General features: G+C 71.9%; 17 protein-coding genes. 15 read left to right on the plus strand and 2 right to left on the minus strand.

The annotated features are described in order from the left end of the window. Positions 1–123 precede the first annotated feature (123 nt). The 15 genes from M1D56_RS05470 to M1D56_RS05540 all read left to right on the plus strand — a co-directional run bounded on the left by M1D56_RS05470 (position 124) and on the right by M1D56_RS05540 (position 16423). Entirely contained in the window at positions 124–1812 is a 1689-nt protein-coding gene (locus tag M1D56_RS05470; RefSeq protein WP_324014898.1) for a CTP synthase, read from the plus strand. Beyond that, complete coding sequence (locus tag M1D56_RS05475; RefSeq protein WP_271173385.1) at positions 1812–2381, plus strand: NUDIX domain-containing protein; 570 nt, start codon at positions 1812–1814, stop codon at positions 2379–2381. Before M1D56_RS05470 ends, M1D56_RS05475 begins: the two co-directional genes overlap by 1 nt. An 8-nt stretch (positions 2382–2389) precedes the next feature. Beyond that, the gene (gene xerD / locus M1D56_RS05480; protein ID WP_456284908.1) at positions 2390–3292 is read left to right on the plus strand and encodes a site-specific tyrosine recombinase XerD; all 903 of its coding nucleotides are present in this window, start codon (positions 2390–2392) and stop codon (positions 3290–3292) included. A gap of 181 nt (positions 3293–3473) precedes the next feature. Beyond that, entirely contained in the window at positions 3474–4535 is a 1062-nt protein-coding gene (locus tag M1D56_RS05485) for a hypothetical protein (RefSeq protein WP_271173383.1), read from the plus strand. A 24-nt stretch (positions 4536–4559) separates the two neighbouring features. After that, on the plus strand, positions 4560–6188 hold the full coding sequence (locus tag M1D56_RS05490) for an efflux RND transporter periplasmic adaptor subunit (protein ID WP_421075235.1): 1629 nt from the start codon (positions 4560–4562) through the stop codon (positions 6186–6188). After that, positions 6185–6862 (plus strand): ABC transporter ATP-binding protein, encoded by a 678-nt coding sequence (locus M1D56_RS05495; protein WP_271173381.1) that lies wholly within the window; start codon positions 6185–6187, stop codon positions 6860–6862. The genes M1D56_RS05490 and M1D56_RS05495 overlap by 4 nt, the downstream gene beginning before the upstream one ends. After that, positions 6859–8214 (plus strand): ABC transporter permease, encoded by a 1356-nt coding sequence (locus tag M1D56_RS05500; RefSeq protein WP_456284909.1) that lies wholly within the window; start codon positions 6859–6861, stop codon positions 8212–8214. The genes M1D56_RS05495 and M1D56_RS05500 overlap by 4 nt, the downstream gene beginning before the upstream one ends. Before the next feature lie 134 nt (positions 8215–8348). Continuing rightward, positions 8349–9215, plus strand: a complete 867-nt coding sequence (locus M1D56_RS05505) for a ParA family protein (RefSeq protein ID WP_271173379.1) — start codon at positions 8349–8351, stop codon at positions 9213–9215. Beyond that, positions 9199–10074 (plus strand): segregation and condensation protein A, encoded by an 876-nt coding sequence (locus tag M1D56_RS05510; protein WP_455970733.1) that lies wholly within the window; start codon positions 9199–9201, stop codon positions 10072–10074. The genes M1D56_RS05505 and M1D56_RS05510 overlap by 17 nt, the downstream gene beginning before the upstream one ends. Before the next feature lie 45 nt (positions 10075–10119). Then, a complete protein-coding gene (gene scpB, locus M1D56_RS05515) occupies positions 10120–10722 on the plus strand; it encodes an SMC-Scp complex subunit ScpB (protein WP_282979226.1) in 603 nt (200 codons plus the stop codon). Between the two features lie 204 nt (positions 10723–10926). After that, a complete protein-coding gene (locus M1D56_RS05520) occupies positions 10927–11724 on the plus strand; it encodes a pseudouridine synthase (protein WP_282979225.1) in 798 nt (265 codons plus the stop codon). Between the two features lie 11 nt (positions 11725–11735). After that, positions 11736–12872 (plus strand): prephenate dehydrogenase, encoded by a 1137-nt coding sequence (locus tag M1D56_RS05525; protein WP_456285212.1) that lies wholly within the window; start codon positions 11736–11738, stop codon positions 12870–12872. Continuing rightward, a complete protein-coding gene (gene cmk, locus M1D56_RS05530) occupies positions 12865–13548 on the plus strand; it encodes a (d)CMP kinase (protein WP_271173375.1) in 684 nt (227 codons plus the stop codon). The genes M1D56_RS05525 and cmk overlap by 8 nt, the downstream gene beginning before the upstream one ends. Next, on the plus strand, positions 13538–15064 hold the full coding sequence (gene der, locus M1D56_RS05535) for a ribosome biogenesis GTPase Der (protein WP_324011881.1): 1527 nt from the start codon (positions 13538–13540) through the stop codon (positions 15062–15064). Before cmk ends, der begins: the two co-directional genes overlap by 11 nt. Positions 15065–15523: 459 nt before the next feature. Further along, a complete protein-coding gene (locus M1D56_RS05540) occupies positions 15524–16423 on the plus strand; it encodes an NUDIX hydrolase (protein WP_271173373.1) in 900 nt (299 codons plus the stop codon). A 9-nt stretch (positions 16424–16432) separates the two neighbouring features. On the opposite strand, the gene M1D56_RS05545 is transcribed toward M1D56_RS05540, so the two are convergent. Together M1D56_RS05545 and M1D56_RS05550 are read right to left on the minus strand one after the other, a co-directional pair. After that, on the minus strand, positions 16433–16801 hold the full coding sequence (locus M1D56_RS05545) for an RNA-binding S4 domain-containing protein (protein WP_271173372.1): 369 nt from the start codon (positions 16799–16801) through the stop codon (positions 16433–16435). 37 nt (positions 16802–16838) lie between these two features. Further along, entirely contained in the window at positions 16839–17420 is a 582-nt protein-coding gene (locus M1D56_RS05550) for a GNAT family N-acetyltransferase (protein ID WP_456284910.1), read from the minus strand. Positions 17421–17449 lie beyond the last annotated feature (29 nt).

Genomic DNA, 17449 nt, shown 5'->3' on the forward strand with positions numbered 1-17449 from the left:
CGATAGCCCGAAGGATGCCGGGCGCGGCGCCTCCCGTCGGCCGCGACAAGCATCCGCCGCTGGGAGCACACTGCGAGCGGCACGCCCTCCTCCCACCCCGGACTGTTAGGATCGAAGCCCGTGATGCAGACTCCTGAGGCACGGCGCGACGACACCACCAAGCAGATCTTCGTGACGGGCGGTGTCGTCTCCTCGCTCGGCAAGGGGCTCACGGCCGCGAGTCTCGGGAACCTCCTCACCGCACGCGGGCTGCACGTGGTCATGCAGAAGCTCGACCCGTACCTCAACGTCGACCCCGGCACGATGAACCCGTTCCAACACGGCGAGGTCTTCGTCACGGACGACGGCGCCGAGACCGACCTCGACATCGGGCACTACGAGCGCTTCCTCGACATCAACCTGTCGCAGGCCGCGAACGTCACGACGGGCCAGATCTACTCGCAGGTCATCGCGCGCGAGCGCCGCGGCGAGTACCTGGGCGACACGGTGCAGGTCATCCCGCACATCACAGACGAGATCAAGCGGCGCATGCGCCTGCAGGCCGAGGACGAGCCGCGTCCCGACGTCATCATCACGGAGGTCGGCGGCACGGTCGGCGACATCGAGTCGCAGCCGTTCCTCGAGGCGGCCCGGCAGCTGCGCCACGAGCTCGGTCGCGACAACGTGTTCTTCGTGCACGTGTCGCTCGTGCCGTTCATGGGCGCATCCGGCGAGCAGAAGACGAAGCCCACGCAGCACTCGGTGGCCGCGCTGCGCCAGGTCGGCATCCAGCCCGACGCGCTCGTGCTCCGCAGCGATCGCCCTGTGAGCGAGAGCAACCGCAACAAGATCGCCCTCATGTGCGACGTCGACATCGAGGGCGTCGTGAACACGGTCGACCTCCCGAGCATCTACGACATCCCCTCGACGCTCAACGAGCAGGGTCTCGACGCCTACATCGCGCGCCGCCTCGGCCTCGCCGAGAAGGCCGGCGACGTCGACTGGACGCGCTGGGGCCGCGTCCTGCACGCGGTCCACAACCCGAAGCACGAGGTGACGATCGGCCTCGTCGGCAAGTACATCGACCTGCCCGACGCCTACCTCTCGGTGACCGAGGCGCTCAAGGCCGGCGGATTCGCGCAGGAGACCAAGGTCAACATCCGCTGGATCCCGTCGGACACCTGCGAGACGCCCGAGGGCGCCAAGGAGCAGCTGTCGTCGCTCGACGGCATCTGCGTGCCCGGCGGATTCGGCATCCGCGGCATCGAGGGCAAGCTCGGAGCGCTCCGCTTCGCCCGCGAGCAGGGCATCCCGACGCTCGGCCTGTGCCTCGGCCTGCAGTGCATGGTGATCGAGTACGCCCGCGACGTGGCCGGCATCGCCGACGCGTCGTCGACCGAGTTCGACCCCGAGACGACCGCTCCCGTCATCGCGACGATGGCCGAGCAGGTCGACATCCTCGACCGCGGCGACCTCGGCGGCACGATGCGCCTCGGTCTGTACCCCGCACGCCTCGCGGACGGCTCGCTCGCCGCCGACCTCTACGGCGCCGCCGAGGTCCAGGAGCGCCACCGCCACCGCTACGAGGTCAACAACGCCTACCGGGCGCAGCTCGCCGAGGCGGGGCTCGTGTTCTCCGGCCTGAACCCCGACCTCGACCTCGTCGAGTTCGTCGAGCTGCCGCGCGACGTGCACCCGTACTACATCGCGACCCAGGCGCACCCCGAGCTCCGCTCGCGCCCGACCGACCCGCACCCGCTGTTCCGCGGGCTCGTCGGCGCGGCCGTCGAGCGCAGCCGGGCGAGCGAGCTGTTCGACGTCGAGAACGCCTGATGACCGAGGAGCTCCGAGACGAGGCCCACGAGGTCGAGATCGTCGAGAGCGAGGTCGCGTTCCGCGGCATCGTGTGGGACATCGTCTCGGAGCGCTTCGTCTACGGCGACGACCAGCTGACGCGCCAGTACCTCGCCCATCCCGGGGCGGCGGCGGTCGTCGCACTCGACGCGGACGAGCGCGTCCTGCTCATCCAGCAGTACCGCCATCCGATCGGCGAGCGCGACTGGGAGCTCCCCGCCGGGCTTCTCGACGTCGCGGGCGAGAGCCCGCTCGAGGCCGCGCAGCGGGAGCTCGCCGAGGAGGCCGACCTCGAGGCCGCGGACTGGCAGGAGCTGAGCGCCGTGCATCTGTCGCCGGGCGGCACGTCGGAGCTCATCCACCTGTTCCTCGCACGCGACCTCACTCCGACGGAAGGCGCGTTCGAGCGCGAGGGCGAGGAGGCCGACATGCGCGTGGAGTGGCTCCCCCTCGAGGAGGCCGTGCGCGCGGTCGTCGAGGGGCGGTTCCGGAACGCGACCACGGGCATGGGACTGCTGCTGACCGCGGCGCGGCTGCGCGGCGCCTAGGACGCGACGTGCGTCTCGAGCGCGCCGTCGACGCGTATCTGCGGCACCTCACGATCGAGCGCGGCCTGTCGGAGCACACGATCGCGGCGTACCGCCGCGATCTGGAGGGCTATGCCGCGTGGCTGCGCGCGAACGGGGTCGACGATGCTGACGCCGTGACCCCCGCGATCGCCGCGGAGTTCGCGGCGGCGCGGGCCGGGGAGGACCCGCCGCCCGCTGCCTCCTCACTCGCTCGCCTCCAGTCATCCGTGCGCGGTCTGCACCGCTTCCTCGTGCGCGAGGGCCTCGCGGCCGACGATCCCGCCCAGCGGCTGCGTCCTCCGAAGCAGCCGCAGCGGCTCCCGAAGGCCCTGACGATCGAGCAGGTCGAGCGCCTGCTCGCCGCGCCCTCGCCCGACGAGCCCCTGGGCATCCGCGATCGCGCCCTGCTGGAGCTGCTCTACGCGACCGGCGCGCGCGTGTCGGAGGCGATCTCCCTCGATGTCGATGACCTCGCGAGCGGCGACGTGCTGCGTCTGCGCGGCAAGGGCTCGAAGGAGCGCATCGTGCCGGTGGGGTCGTTCGCGCGTGCCGCGGTGGATGCGTACCTCACGCGCGTGCGCCCCGAGCTCGCGGCGAAGGGGAGGGCCACCGCGAAGCTCTTCCTCGGCGCCCGCGGCGCCCCGCTCTCGCGGCAGAGCGCGTGGCTCGTGATCCAGGCGGCCGCGGAGCGCGCGCACCTCGAGGCGCACGTGTCCCCGCACACCCTCCGCCACTCGTTCGCGACGCACCTCCTGCAGGGCGGCGCCGACGTCCGCGTCGTGCAGGAGCTCCTCGGCCACTCGTCGGTCGCGACCACGCAGATCTACACCCACGTCACGGTCGACACGCTCCGCGATGTGTACGCGACGAGCCATCCCCGAGCGCTCTGACCGGAATATCACGGGTCGGTAACGAAGTCCTCCGCGATAAGAGGAATCGGCGCTGCGGCGACACATCCTCAGTGAGAGCGCCTCCGCGGATCATCCTCCAGACGGATGCCCCGCGGGTCGCGCGCTTGGAACGATGGCAGGACACAGCACCGCGCGCTCGCCGCGCCTCGACGCAGGGACCATGATGCGAACCACACGCCCTCTCACGCTCGTCGCCTCGGCGGCCATCCTCACCGCGACCCTCGCGGGATGCTCGCAGCAGGGCGGCGGTGAGCCCGAGCTCTCATGGGAGGACTCGCCCCTCAACGAGTACACGGCGGCCGTGTACGGCAGCGACCTCTCGCCCGAGGAGCAGCAGAAGCAGATGGACGAGCAGACGCGCGAGATCGAGGAGCGCACCGCGGAGTGCATGCAGGCCGAGGGCTTCGAGTACGTGCCCAACCTGCAGAACGGCGGCGTGGTCTTCGAGGACGACGGGGTCTGGGACCCCGAGTCGCGCGAGTGGGTCGCGCAGTACGGGTACGGCATGTTCAACGACCCGTGGCAGGACCAGCCGCAGCCCGAGCCGGAGGAGTACGTCGACCCGAACCAGGAGTACATCGAGTCGCTGTCGGAGTCGGAGCAGCTGGCCTACAACGAGACGCTCTGGGGCGAGCAGCCGTCCGAGGAGGAGATGAGCGACCCCGAGTTCGACTGGAACGCGTTCTACGAGACCGCCGATCGCGGCTGCAACGGGGAGGCGTCGGACGAGGTGTACGGCACGAACCTCTGGGACAAGCTGTACGAGGAGTTCGAGCCGCTCATGACGAAGATGGACGAGCTCTACACGACCGTCCAGGAGTCGCCCGAGATGGTCGAGCTCGACGCGGAGTGGGCGTCGTGCATGGCCGACGCGGGCCACGCGGGCTACACGAAGCAGGCGGACCCGATGAACGAGCTCTCGGAGAAGCAGAACGCCTTCTACGAGGAGCAGAACGCCGCCTACGAGGACTTCGACTTCGAGAACGCGAGCGAGGAGGAGCTCGCGGCTCTCGAGGAGCAGAGCGACCCCACGCAGACGCCCGAGTGGAAGGAGCTCGCCGAGAAGGAGATCGAGATCGCGCTCGTCGACCTCGACTGCCGCGAGAAGACCGACTACCGCGACGCGAGCCTGCGCATCCAGTTCGAGCTCGAGGAGCAGTTCATCGCCGACAACAAGGCCGAGCTCGAGGCGTACAAGGCCGCTGCCGAGCAGGCGAGCTGAGCGGTGCGCGCACGGGATCTTCGCATGGAGGGGCGCGAGAAGAGCGGCGGGGACGAGCAGGACCGAGAGACAGAGCTCGTCCCCGCAACATCCGACGCCGCCTCGACGGACGCGACGTTCGACGAGGTCGTCGAGCAGGCGGCCGTCGAGGAGGCGCCGGCCGAGAGCACGCAGGGACGCGCCGCCGGGTGGGGGCGCGTCATCCGCGGCAACAAGGGGCTGTGGATCACGGCGGCCGTCGCGGTCGTCGCGCTCGCCGGGGGCCTCGCCCTCGGGCGCTTCGTGATCTCGCCGCTCGATGCGGCGGCAGGGGCGGGGGCGCCGGACCCGGGCCTCGTCACGGTGCCCGTCGAGTTCGGCGCGCTGAGCAACGACGTCACGCTGCGCGGCGACGTCGGCTACACCGACGCGGTCGAGCTCAAGATCGACACGTCGTCGTTCACGGGGGCCGCCATCGTGACCGGGCAGGTGCCCGAGGCGGGCGCGGAACTCGACAGCCTCTCGATCGCGCTCGAGGTGACCGGGCGGCCGGTCATCGTGCTGCCGGGGGAGCTGCCGGCCTACCGCACGCTGCGCGTGGGGGTCTCCGGCCCCGACGTCATCCAGCTCAAGGAAGCCCTCACGGCCGTCGGGATCGGTGTCGGCGACGTCGCGTCCGATGTCTTCGACGAGGCGACGGCGCTCGCGGTGGGCGAGCTCTACAACCAGGCCGGGTACCCGGCTCCCGAGCCCGAGGAGGGCGTCGCGGAGGCGGTGATCGCGGCCGAGGAGGGCGTGCGGATGGCCGAGCAGTCGCTCGCGGACGCGCGCAAGGCCCTCGCGACGGCGGGCCAGGGCCCGTCGGACATCGAGATCCGCGAGGCGGACAACCAGATCGCGAGCCTGCACCGCCAGATCGCCGCGGCCGAGGGGGCGGGTGAGGATGCGAGCGACCTGCGCGATCAGCTCGCGGTCGCGGAGCTGCAGCGACAGGCCCTCGACGCTCCCCGCGACACGAGCGCCGAGCAGGCGATGGTCGACAGCGCGATCGCCGGTGTCGAGACGGCGAACGCCTCGCTCGCCGAGGCGCGCGAGTCGGCGCTGCCGTTCCTCCCGGCGAGCGAGGTGCTCTACCTGCAGGAGCTGCCGCGCCGCGTCGACGCCGTGAACGTCGAGCGCGGCGCCGCGCTCGAGGGTGCCGCCATGACGGTGTCCGGCGCGTCGGTCGAACTCACGGGCACCGCCGCTGCCGCCGACGTCGAGCTGCTCGAGGTCGGCGCCGAGGCGACCTTCGAGCTGCCGGACGGCGCCGAGCACCGCGCGGTCATCGCCGCGATCGAGCCCGCGGAGGACGGCGGGCGGACGAAGATCTCCTTCGAGCCCGACCCGCTCACTCCCGAGCAGATGGAGCAGGTGCAGGGCACGAACGTCCGCATCAACGTGCCGGTCGGCGCGACCGAAGGCGAGGTGCTCTCGGTGCCGTACGCGGCCCTCACGGCGGGCCCCGGCGGCGACTCGCGCGTCGAGGTCGTCACGGGCGACCCGCGTGACGGCGAGAGCGCCGAGACGCGTCTCGTGACGGTCGAGACCGGCCTCGCCGCGGGCGGCTACGTCGAGGTGACCCCGGTCGAGGGCGAGCTCGAGGAGGGCGACCTCGTGGTGGTCGGCTCGTGACCGACCCCATCGTCGAGCTGCGCGACGTGACCCGCTCGTTCCCCGGGCCGCCGGAGGTGCAGGCGCTCAAGGCCGCATCGCTCCGGCTCGAGCAGGGCGAGTACGCATCGATCGTCGGGCCGAGCGGCTCGGGCAAGTCGACCATGCTGAACATCCTCGGTCTCCTCGATCGTCCGACCGTGGGGGAGTACCGGCTCGCGGGCGCCCTCACCGGCGATCTGACCGAGGACGAGCGCGCCGCCGTGCGCGCGCAGTTCATCGGCTTCGTCTTCCAGGCGTTCCACCTCATGCCGCGCCGCACCGTGCTCGACAACGTGCTCATGCCCATGCTCTACAGCGGCGTGCCGCGCGCCGAGCGCGAGGCGCGCGCCGAGGCGGCCCTCGACCGCGTCGGGCTGGGGCACCGCAAGTCGTTCTTCCCCGGCACGCTGTCGGGCGGCGAGCGGCAGCGCGTCGCCGTCGCGCGCGCGGTCGTGAGCGGGCCCCGGCTGCTCCTCGCGGACGAGCCGACCGGCAGCCTCGACCAGAAGACCTCGCGCGAGGTCATGGAGCTGTTCGAGGAGCTCAACGCCGACGGTCTCACGCTCGTCGTGATCACGCATGACCAGGGCGTGGCCGAGCGCGCGCGCCGGAGCATCCGGATCTCCGACGGCCGGCTGAGCGAGGTCGCATGACCGCCGTCGAGACCGAGACGCCGGCCGAGGATTCGCCGTCCCGCCGCCGTCGGCTGACCTGGCGCCGGCGGCGGCCCTCTGCCGACGGCCCCGCACCCTCGCGCGCGGTCGACCTCGTGCGCCCCGTCGCGCGCGCCGACCGGTTCACGGCGAGCGATCTGTTCCTCGAGGCGACCACGGACATCGGGTCGCGCCCCGGTCGACTCATCATGACCATCCTCGGCACCGTGCTCGGGATCGGCTCCCTCGTCGCCACCTGGGGGTTCGCGCAGACGGCGGCCGCGCAGATCGCGAGCCAGTTCGACGCGGTCGCCGCGACGCAGGTCTCCATCGCTCCTGCCGAGGCGTCGAGCGGGCCCGACGGCCGGACGGGCGCGCTCGGCACGATCCCGTGGGATGCCCCGGACCGGCTCGAGCTGCTCGCCGGCGCCGAGGCGGCGGCTCTCATCTCGGAGGTGCCGCTCGAGGAGGCCGCCATCACGGCCGTGCCGCTCAACGACCCGTCGGCGCCGGCGACCGCGCCGCCGCCGCTCATGGCGACGTCGGCCGGGCTGCTCGACGTCGTCCGCGGCGAGATGCTCACGGGGCGCATGTTCGACGAGGGGCACGACGTCCGCGGCGACCGCGTGGCCGTGCTCGGCGCGCGTGCCGCAGAGCGTCTCAGCATCGCGCGCGTCGACCGACAGCCCTCGATCTTCATCGACGGCCTGGCGTACGCCGTGATCGGCATCGTGGGCGAGACGCAGACGCGCGGCGAGCTCCGGGATGCCGTGATCATCCCCGACGGCGCCGCGCGCGCCGACTTCTCGCTGCCCGCGCCCGCCGAGGCCGTCGTCCGGATCGCCGTGGGGGCGGGGCCCCAGATCGCCGATCAGGCGCCACTCGCCCTGGCACCCGACGCTCCCGACACGCTCGACGTGCGCGCCCCATCCGCCGGATCGGATCTGGGCGATGCGGTGCAGTCCGACGTCAACATCGTGTTCGTCATCGTCGGCGCGGTGTCGCTGCTCGCCGGCGGACTCGGCATCGCGAACGTCACGCTCCTGTCGGTCATGGAACGGGTCGGCGAGATCGGCCTGCGGCGCGCGCTCGGCGCCACCCGCCGGCAGATCGCCGCGCAGTTCACGGTCGAGTCCATCGTCATCGGCCTGCTCGGCGGGCTCATCGGGGCCGCGCTCGGGGTCCTGTCCGTCGTCGTCGTGGCCGCGACACAGCAGTGGACGGCCGTGGTCGACCCGCTCGTCGCCTGCGCGGGCGTCGTGCTCGGCGCAGTCGTCGGATGGCTGTCGGGCTGGTACCCGGCGCGTCGTGCCGCGCGGGTCGAGCCGGTCAACGCGCTCCGCGGCGCCTGACACGCGCCGCGGGAAGGGGCCCGGGCACCGGCGACCCCGACCCGCGGCGTCGGCTCACCGGGTCGGGAGAGAGGGCGATTAGACTCGGACAGGTCGTATCGAGACCAACCAGGACAGTGAGAGCAGGGGATTCGGTGGCGCGCAAGGCCCAGCAGGACGAGAGACCGATCGGCCCGACCGGTCGTCCGTACCAGGGGTTCCCGACGCCGCCGAAGCTCGACAGCCACGGCCCTGCCCGGATCATCGCGCTCTGCAACCAGAAGGGCGGCGTCGGCAAGACGACCACGACGATCAACCTCGCGGCCTCGCTCGCAGAGTACGGGCGCAAGGTGCTCGCCGTGGACTTCGATCCGCAGGGCGCCCTGTCGGCGGGCCTCGGCGTGCAGACGCACGACGTGACGACCATCTACGACCTGCTTCTCGAGCCCAAGCGCGACGCGCACGAGGCGATCGTGCACACCGCGGTCGAGGGGCTCGACATCATCCCCGCGAACATCGACCTGTCGGCGGCCGAGGTGCACCTCGTGAACGAGGTCGCCCGCGAGATGATCCTCGCTCGCGTGCTCCGCGGCATCGCGAACGAGTACGACGTCATCCTCGTCGACTGCCAGCCCTCGCTCGGCATCCTCACCGTGAACGCGCTCACGGCGGCGCACGGTGTGCTCATCCCGCTCGAGTGCGAGTTCTTCGCCCTGCGCGGCGTCGCGCTCCTCATCGAGACGATCGACAAGGTGCGCGACCGCCTGAACCCGGCGATCGAGCTCGACGGGCTTCTCGCGACCATGTACGACTCCCGCACGCTGCACTCGCGCGAGGTGCTCGACCGCATCGTCGAGGCGTTCGGCGACAAGGTGCTCGAGACGGTCATCGGCCGCACCGTGAAGTTCCCCGACGCGTCGGTGTCGGGCGTGCCCATCACGGAGTTCGCACCCGAGCACCCGGCGGCTCAGGCCTACCTCCGGCTGGCACGGGAGCTGGTGGCCCGTGGCGCCGTCGCCTGACGCGGCGCACGACGAGACTCCGCTCGCCCTGCGCGCGGAGGAGGCAGACCCGGCCGGGGCCGCGGAGCAGGACGGAGGCGGCGGCTTCCGCGTCTCGCTCGGGAACTTCGACGGGCCGTTCGACCTCCTGCTGACCCTCATCTCGAAGCACGAGCTCGACATCACCGAGATCGCGCTGAGCAGGGTCACCGATGAGTTCATCGCGTATCTGCGCGATCTCGGGCCCGAGGAGGACCTCGACCAGGCCAGCGAGTTCCTCGTCGTCGCCGCGACGCTGCTCGACATGAAGGTCGCGGGGCTCCTGCCGCAGGGCGAGCTCGTCGACGCCGAGTCGGTCGCGCTGCTCGAGGCGCGCGATCTGCTCTTCGCCCGTCTCCTGCAGTACCGCGCGTTCAAGGAGGCGTCCGGATGGTTCCGGGCGCGCCTGCAGGCCGAGGACGGACGCCACGCACGCGCCGTGCCGCTCGAGGAGAAGCATCGCGCGAAGACCCCGGAGCTCATCTGGACGCTCACGAAGGAGGAGTTCGCGGCGCTCGCGATGCTCGCGTTCGCCCCGAAGGCCCTTCCCCATGTCGGGCTGGACCACCTGCACGCGCCGCTCGTGTCCATCCGCGAGCAGGCCGCGATCGTCGTCACGCAGCTGCGCTCCCGCGAGAAGATGAGCTTCCGGGAGCTCGTCGCGGGGGTCGATCAGATCGGCGTCGTCGTGGCGCGGTTCCTCGCGGTCCTCGAGCTCTACCGGCATGCGGCCATCAGCTTCGAGCAGCTCGAGCCGCTCGGCGAGCTCACCCTCACCTGGACATCCGAGCAGTGGTCGGATGAGATGCTGGCGAGTCTGGGGGCCGACTATGACCGCTGAGCGCGGAGCAGGACGGAAGCGGATGGCCGAGGCAGGAGGGCGAGGATGAGCGACGAGCAGACGGAGACGGCGGAGCGCGTCGACGCGCCGGCGGGCGGCACCGTGACGCAGCGTCTCGAGGCCGTGCTGATGATCGCCGACGAGCCGCTCAGCGTCGTGAGCCTCGCGACGGCAGTGGGGGCGCCCGTGCCCGCCGTGCGCCAGGCGATCGAGACGCTCGTCGCGGACTACGACGGCGCAGCGGGCGGCCCTGTGCGCGGATTCGAGCTGCGCGAGGTCGGCGGCGGATGGCGGTTCTACGTGCGCGAGCAGTTCGACGACCTCGTCGCGGACTTCGTCGGAGGCCAGGCGCCGGCGCGGCTCTCCCAGGCCGCGCTCGAGACGCTCGCGGTGATCGCCTACAAGCAGCCTGTGACGCGCTCGCAGGTGGCGTCCATCCGTGCGGTGAACGTCGACTCCGTCGTGCGGACGCTGCTCGCGCGCGGGCTCATCACCGAGCTCTATGCCGACCCGGAGACGGGCGCGGTCAACTACGGCACGACCGACCTGCTGCTGCAGCAGCTCGGGATCAACTCGCTCGACGAGCTGCCGCCGATCTCGCCGCTGCTCGATGACGGCGCCGACGGGTTCGACGAGCTCACCGCATGAGGACGAACGGCCCGCCCCGTCGTCTGTCTCTTCTCCGGCCGGAGACGACACATGTCTCACTTCCCGCCGGAAACGCGGCATGATTCCAGCGGGAAGCGAGACACGGGGCGGCGCACGACGCACTGATGTCTCACGCGTCGCGGGAAAGGCCGGGGTATTTCCGCCGCGCGTGAGACATGCGAAGAGGAAGAAGAGGAACAGCGCATGACAGAGGCTGAGGGCATCCGCCTGCAGAAGGTGCTCGCGAACGCCGGTGTGGCATCCCGCCGTGTCTCGGAGCAGCTCATCGTCGAAGGGCGCGTGCGCGTCAACGGCACCGTCGTCACCGAGCTCGGCACGCGCATCGACCCCGAGAAGGACCTCGTCGACGTCGACGGGACGGCCGTTCAGCTCGACACGACGAAGCGGTACGTCATGCTCAACAAGCCCACGGGCGTCGTGAGCACCATGAAGGACGACCGCGGCCGCACCGACCTGCGCCGCTTCACGCGCGAGTGGGAGGAGCGCCTCTACAACGTCGGCCGGCTCGACGCCGACACGAGCGGCCTGCTCGTCCTGACCAACGACGGCGAGCTCGCCCACGTGCTCGCCCACCCGAGCTTCGGCGTCACGAAGGTCTACATCGCGAAGGTCGAGGGGCGGGTGACGCCGCAGACGATCGCGAAGCTCACGCGCGGCATCGAGCTCGAGGATGGCCCGATCGCCGCCGACAAGGCCCGCCTGCTCGACACCTCGGGCGACTCGAGCCTCGTCGAGCTCACCCTGCACTCGGGGCGCAACCGGATCGTGCGCCGCATGATGGCGGCGGTCGGCCATCCGGTTCTCGAGCTCGTGCGCCGCCAGTTCGGGCCCCTGCACCTGGGAACCCTCCCAGTGGGCCAGACCCGCGAGCTGACTAAAGTGGAGCGTGGCGCGCTGCTGACCCTGTCGCGCCGTGAGACGGATGCTCCGCCCGCCGATGGCGTCGAGACTCCGGCATCGGAGGAGCAGGAGACCTCGTGAGCGAGAGCGGCATGCCGAGCGGCGTCGTGTCCGACGCCGCTCCGACGACCGTGAGCGGCAGGGCCGCGCGCGTCACGGGCACCGTCCGCGTCGTCGGATCCGGCCTCCTCGGCGCGAGCATCGGGCACGCGCTCACCCAGCACGGCGTCGACGTCGCGCTCGCCGACACGTCGCCGTCGCAGCTGCGGCTCGCGGTGGACTACGGGGCGGGCCGCCCCGCTGCGGATGGCGACGACCCCGAGATCGTCGTCGTGTGCGTTCCGCCGGACGTCGTCGCCGACGTCGTCGCGTCGGAGCTCGCGCGCTTCCCGCGCGCGGTCGTCACGGATGTCGCATCGGTCAAGCTCGAGCCGCTGCGGGCCCTGCGCGCCCGCGGCGTCGACCTCACGCACTACATCGGCTCGCATCCCATGGCCGGTCGCGAGCGCGGCGGGGCGATCTCCGCGCGCGCCGACATCTTCACCGGGCGCCCGTGGGTGATCTGCCGCGACGGCGAGACGCCCGCGGCCGACCTCGCGCGCATCGAGGCCCTCGCGCTCGACCTCGGCGCCGTGCCGGTCGAGATGACGCCCGAGGAGCACGACCGCTCGGTGGCGCTCGTGTCACACGTGCCTCAGGTCGTCGCGTCCCTGCTCGCGGCGCGCTTCGCGGATGCCCCCGACCTCTCTCTGAGCCTCGCCGGGCAGGGAGTGCGCGACACCACGCGCATCGCGCACTCGGCGCCCGAGCTGTGGGTGCAGATCCTCAGCGCGAACGCCGAGCCCGTCGTCGAGGCGCTCGACGCGCTCGCCGCGGATCTCGCCGCGGCCGCGGAGGCCCTCCGCGCCCCTGACGCCCCGGGTGCCCGTCGTGCGATCGCCGAGACCATCCGCCGCGGAAATGTCGGCGTGGAGCGCCTGCCGGGCAAGCACGGCCAGCGCCGACGCTTCGAGTCGCTCGTCGTCATGGTCGACGACGTGGCGGGCCAGCTCGGCCGGCTGTTCGGCGACCTCGGCGAACTCGGCGTGAACGTCGAGGACTTCCGACTCGAGCACTCTCCGGGGGCCCCGCTCGGCCTCGCGGAGATCGCGGTCGACCCGGCCATCCTGAGCGCCGCCGTGGAGGGCCTCGAGTCCCGCGGCTGGCGGATTGCGAGCACCAGTGACTGAACCCTTCTTCATCGGCATCGACGGCCCCGCGGGCGCGGGCAAGTCGAGCGTCTCCAAGGAGAGCGCCCGGCGTCTCGGCTACGGCTACCTCGACACGGGGTCGGTGTACCGCGCCCTCGCATGGCACGTGCTCGCCGCCGGCGCCTCGACCGACGACGCCGACGCGGTCCTCGCGGCGTTCGAGACCTTCGAGCCCGTGGTCTCCCTCGATCCCGATGTGCGGACCATCCGTGTGGGCGAGACCGACGTGACCCAGGCCATCCGCACGCCCGAGACCTCCGCCGCCGTGAGCGGCGTCGCGCGCGTGCTGCCGGTGCGGGAGAAGGTCAACGCGCTCTTCCGCGCGCTCGTGGCGGAGTCGGGGCTCCCGGGCGTCGTCGTCGAGGGGCGCGACATCACGACCGTCGTCGCGCCTGACGCGCCCGTGCGCATCCTGCTCACGGCCCACCCCGACGTGCGCGCGGCACGGAGGTCGGCCGAGCTCGGCGACCCCGACACGGCTGCCGTGGCAGAGGCGATGCGCAAGCGCGACGCGTCAGACAGCAAGGTCGTCGACTTCCTCCACGCCGCGCCCGGGGTGGACGTCGTCGACACGACCGACTTGGATTTCGACCAGAGCGTCGCCGCCGTGCTCGCGGTGATCGACGAGAAGACGGGAGGCCGGGATGGCCGCTGAGAACGAGTACGAGGGCGAGCCGGACCGGCTCGCCGAGAAGCTCGCGGAGCTCGACGAGGAGCTCGTCGAGCGCCGCGCGGAGACCCTGCGCGCGAGCCTCGAGGACTACGAGCTCGACGACGAGGATGCGGCGCTGCTCGCCGGCCTGCACGACGAGGGCGACGGGATCGAGTACCTCCCGGCCCTGCCGGTCATCGCGATCGTCGGCCGCCCGAACGTCGGCAAGTCGGCGCTCGTCAACCGGATCCTCGGCCGCCGCGAGGCCGTCGTCGAGGACACGCCGGGCGTCACGCGCGACCGCGTGACCTACAAGGCCGAGTGGCTCGGCCGTCGGTTCTCGCTCGTCGACACGGGCGGATGGGAGCCCGACGCGAAGGGCATCGACCGGTCGGTCGCCCTGCAGTCGGAGGTCGCGATCGAGCTGGCCGACGTCATCCTCTTCGTCGTGGACGCGACGGTGGGCGCGACCTCGACCGACGAGCACGTCGTCCGCCTGCTGCGCAAGACGTCGAAGCCCGTCTTCCTCGTCGCGAACAAGGTCGACGACGCGCGCCACGAGCCCGAGGCCGCCGCCCTGTGGAACCTGGGCCTCGGCGAGCCGCACCCGGTCTCGGCCATCCACGGCCGCGGCGTCGCGGACCTGCTCGACGCCGTGCTCGCGAAGACGCCCGACGTGTCGGCCGTCGCCAAGCACGAGATCGGCGGGCCGCGTCGTGTGGCCATCCTCGGCCGCCCCAACGTCGGCAAGTCGTCCCTGCTCAACAAGGCGGCCGGCGAGGAGCGCGTGGTCGTCAACGACCTGGCAGGCACGACGCGCGACCCCGTGGACGAGGTCGTGGAGCTCGGCGGCAAGCTGTGGCGTCTCGTCGACACCGCGGGCATCCGCCGCCGGGTGCACATGCAGCAGGGCGCGGACTTCTACGCCTCGCTGCGCACCTCGGCCGCGCTCGAGAAGGCGGAGGTCGCGGTCGTCGTGCTCGACGTGACCCAGCCGATCAGCGAGCAGGACGTGCGCATCATCGACCTCGTGCTCGAGTCGGGGCGCGCGCTCGTGCTCGCGTTCAACAAGTGGGACCTGCTCGACAGCCCCGAGATGATCAACCAGGATCGCCGCCGCTACCTCGAGCGCGAGATCGAGCAGGATCTCGCCCACGTCGCGTGGGCGCCGCGCGTGAACATCTCTGCGAAGACGGGCCGTCGTCTGGACAAGCTCGTGCCCGCCCTCGAGCAGGCGCTCGAGTCGTGGGACCAGCGCATCCCGACCGGCAAGTTCAACGCGTTCATCACGGAGCTCGTCGCGGAGCACCCGCACCCGCTCCGAGGCGGCAAGCAGCCGCGCATCCTGTTCGGCACGCAGGCGGGCACGCGTCCGCCGACCTTCGTGCTCTTCACGACCGGCTTCCTCGACCCGGGCTACCGCCGCTTCGTGCAGCGACGCCTGCGCGAGCTGTACGGCTTCGAGGGCACGCCGATCGTCATCAACATGCGCGTGCGTGAGAAGCGCCAGCGCCGATAGGCCGCGACCGTCGCAAGGGCGCCCCTCTTCGGAGGGGCGCCCTTCGTGCGTCTGCGGGGCGGTCCGCCGGGGCGAGGTGGCCGGCCGGGGCGGGGCGCGCTGGGGCGGGGCGCTGGGGCGGGGCGCTGGGGCGGGGATGGCGGTGGCGGATGGTCGCGGCGCCGGTATGCGCGTGTGTGGATTCGGATCGGTGGGGCTGGTGTGCGCGTGTCGTGCTCAGGGGGCGACTTGTGTACCGGCGGTCCGATTCCAGGTACGGCGGATGGGCGTGGCGCTGGCAGCGTGCGTGGCCGGATTCGGATCGGTGGGGCTGGTGTGCGCGTGTCGTGCTCAGGGGGCGACTTGTGCACCGGCGGTCCGATTCCAGGAACGGCGGATGGCTGCGGCTCTGGATGGTGACGGCGGATGGCGGCGCCTGCGCGTGATCCGGCTCGCGCGGGCATATGCGAGGCTGGAAGGGTGACGATCGAACCTCCCGCGCCCGGTGAGCCGCGACGGCCTGACGGCCCGCGCGACCCGGGTGACGCGTGGGTGGTCGCAGAGGATGGCACGCGCTACTGGGGCCGCTTCGGCGCTGCCGGGCTCCTCGCCGTCGATCCCGCGCGCGGCGTGCTCTTGCAGCACCGCGTCGGGTGGAGCCACTTCGGCGGAACCTGGGCGCTCCCGGGCGGCGCGCTGCACCAGGGCGAGAGCCCGCTGCGAGGCGCGGTCCGCGAGGCTCAGGAGGAGGCGGGTGTGCCGGATGGTGCGATCGTCCCGCGCTTCACGCACGTGTTCGATGCCCGCATCTGGCGGTACACGACCGTCGTCGCCGATGTCGCCGATCCGTTCGAACCCGTGATCAGCGACCCTGAGAGCCTCGAGCTCGCGTGGGTGCCGCCCGCGATCGTCGACGCGCTGCCGCTTCATCCGGGGTTCGCTGCCGCGTGGCCTGATCTGCGTGCTCGTCTGGACATCCGTCCGGCTGTGCTCGTCGACGCGGCGAACGTCGTCGGCGCGGTGCCCGACGGATGGTGGCGCGACCGCCAGGGCGCCGCCACACGGCTGCGCGACCGCATCGCCCGCCTCGCCGAGCGCGGTATCGAGGCACCGACGCTGGGGCTCGAGGGCATGCGGTGGTTTCCGCTGTTCGCGATGGTGGTCGAGGGCGCTGCGCGCGGCGTCGAGGACGCGGATGGCGTGCGCGTGTTCTCCGCGGATGGCTCGGGCGATGACGAGATCGTCCGTCGTGCCCAGGCGATGGTCGCGTCGGGGCTGCGGCTCACTGTCGTCACGAGCGATCGGGAGCTGCGTCGGCGGCTGGACGAGGTCGGCGCGGCGGTCGAGGGGACGCGCTGGCTCCTCGAGCAGCTGGACTGATCTCGGTGCTCAGCCGCGCCCGAGCAGCTTGTCGATCTCTCGTCGCTCGCGCTTCGTCGGGCGGCCTGCGCCACGGTCACGTGTGACGATCGGCGCGACGAACTCACGAGGCGGTGGCGGGGGAGTGCGGTCCTCATACGCCTCTGCCGCGAGTGGCGCCGACACGCGCTTCTGGAGCATCCCGCGGACGCCGAGGATCCGATCGAAGCCGTTGATGCGCACGCGCACCTCGTCGCCGACCTTCACGGCGTAGGCCGCCTTCACGTGGTCGCCGTTGACTCGCACGTGTCCGCCGCGGATGGCCGTGGTCGCCGCGGACCGGGTCTTGTAGACGCGCACCGCCCACAGCCAGACGTCGATTCGAACGGACTCGCTCATGATCCGTCCATCGTACGGCGCGCTCGCCGCAGAGCGGTCAGAGGCGCAGAGCGACCACGGCTCGCGACGGGGTCGGGTGCGCGATGACCTCGAACCCCGCATTCGTGAACGTCGAGAGGGCCCCGACGTAGAGGTCGTTGGACCGCGTCTCGCGACCGGAGCCCGTGTCGATGGGGTACGCCTCGAGCACGCGCGCCCCGTTCCTTCGTGCATAGTCGACGGCCGCGTCGAGCAGCGCGCGCGTGATGCCCTGGCCGCGGTGCTCGCGGCGGATGGAGAAGCACGTGATGGCCCAGACGCCGTCGTCCTCCAGAGGCTCCTGTGTTCCCGACTTCACGATGCGCGACCGCAGAACGCGCCGCTGCGCCGGTCGCGGGCCCACGCGCACCCAGCCGGCGGCCCGGCCATCCGCGTAGGCGACGAGGCCCGGGGGTGGACCGGCGTCGATCTCGTCGCGCAGCATGCGCTCGCGCTCGTCAACGGACGTGGTCTGCCACTCCTTGTTCGGAAGCACGGGCCACATGCACTGGCAGCTGCGGCCGTCGCCGCCGCCCGTGAGGGCGCTCTGCACGTCGTACCACTGCGCTGTGGTGGCCGGCGCCGTCGTGATCTCAGCCATGCCCCGACGCTACCCCCGACCGCCGACAC

Source organism: Microbacterium sp. JZ101 (assembly GCF_053903175.1).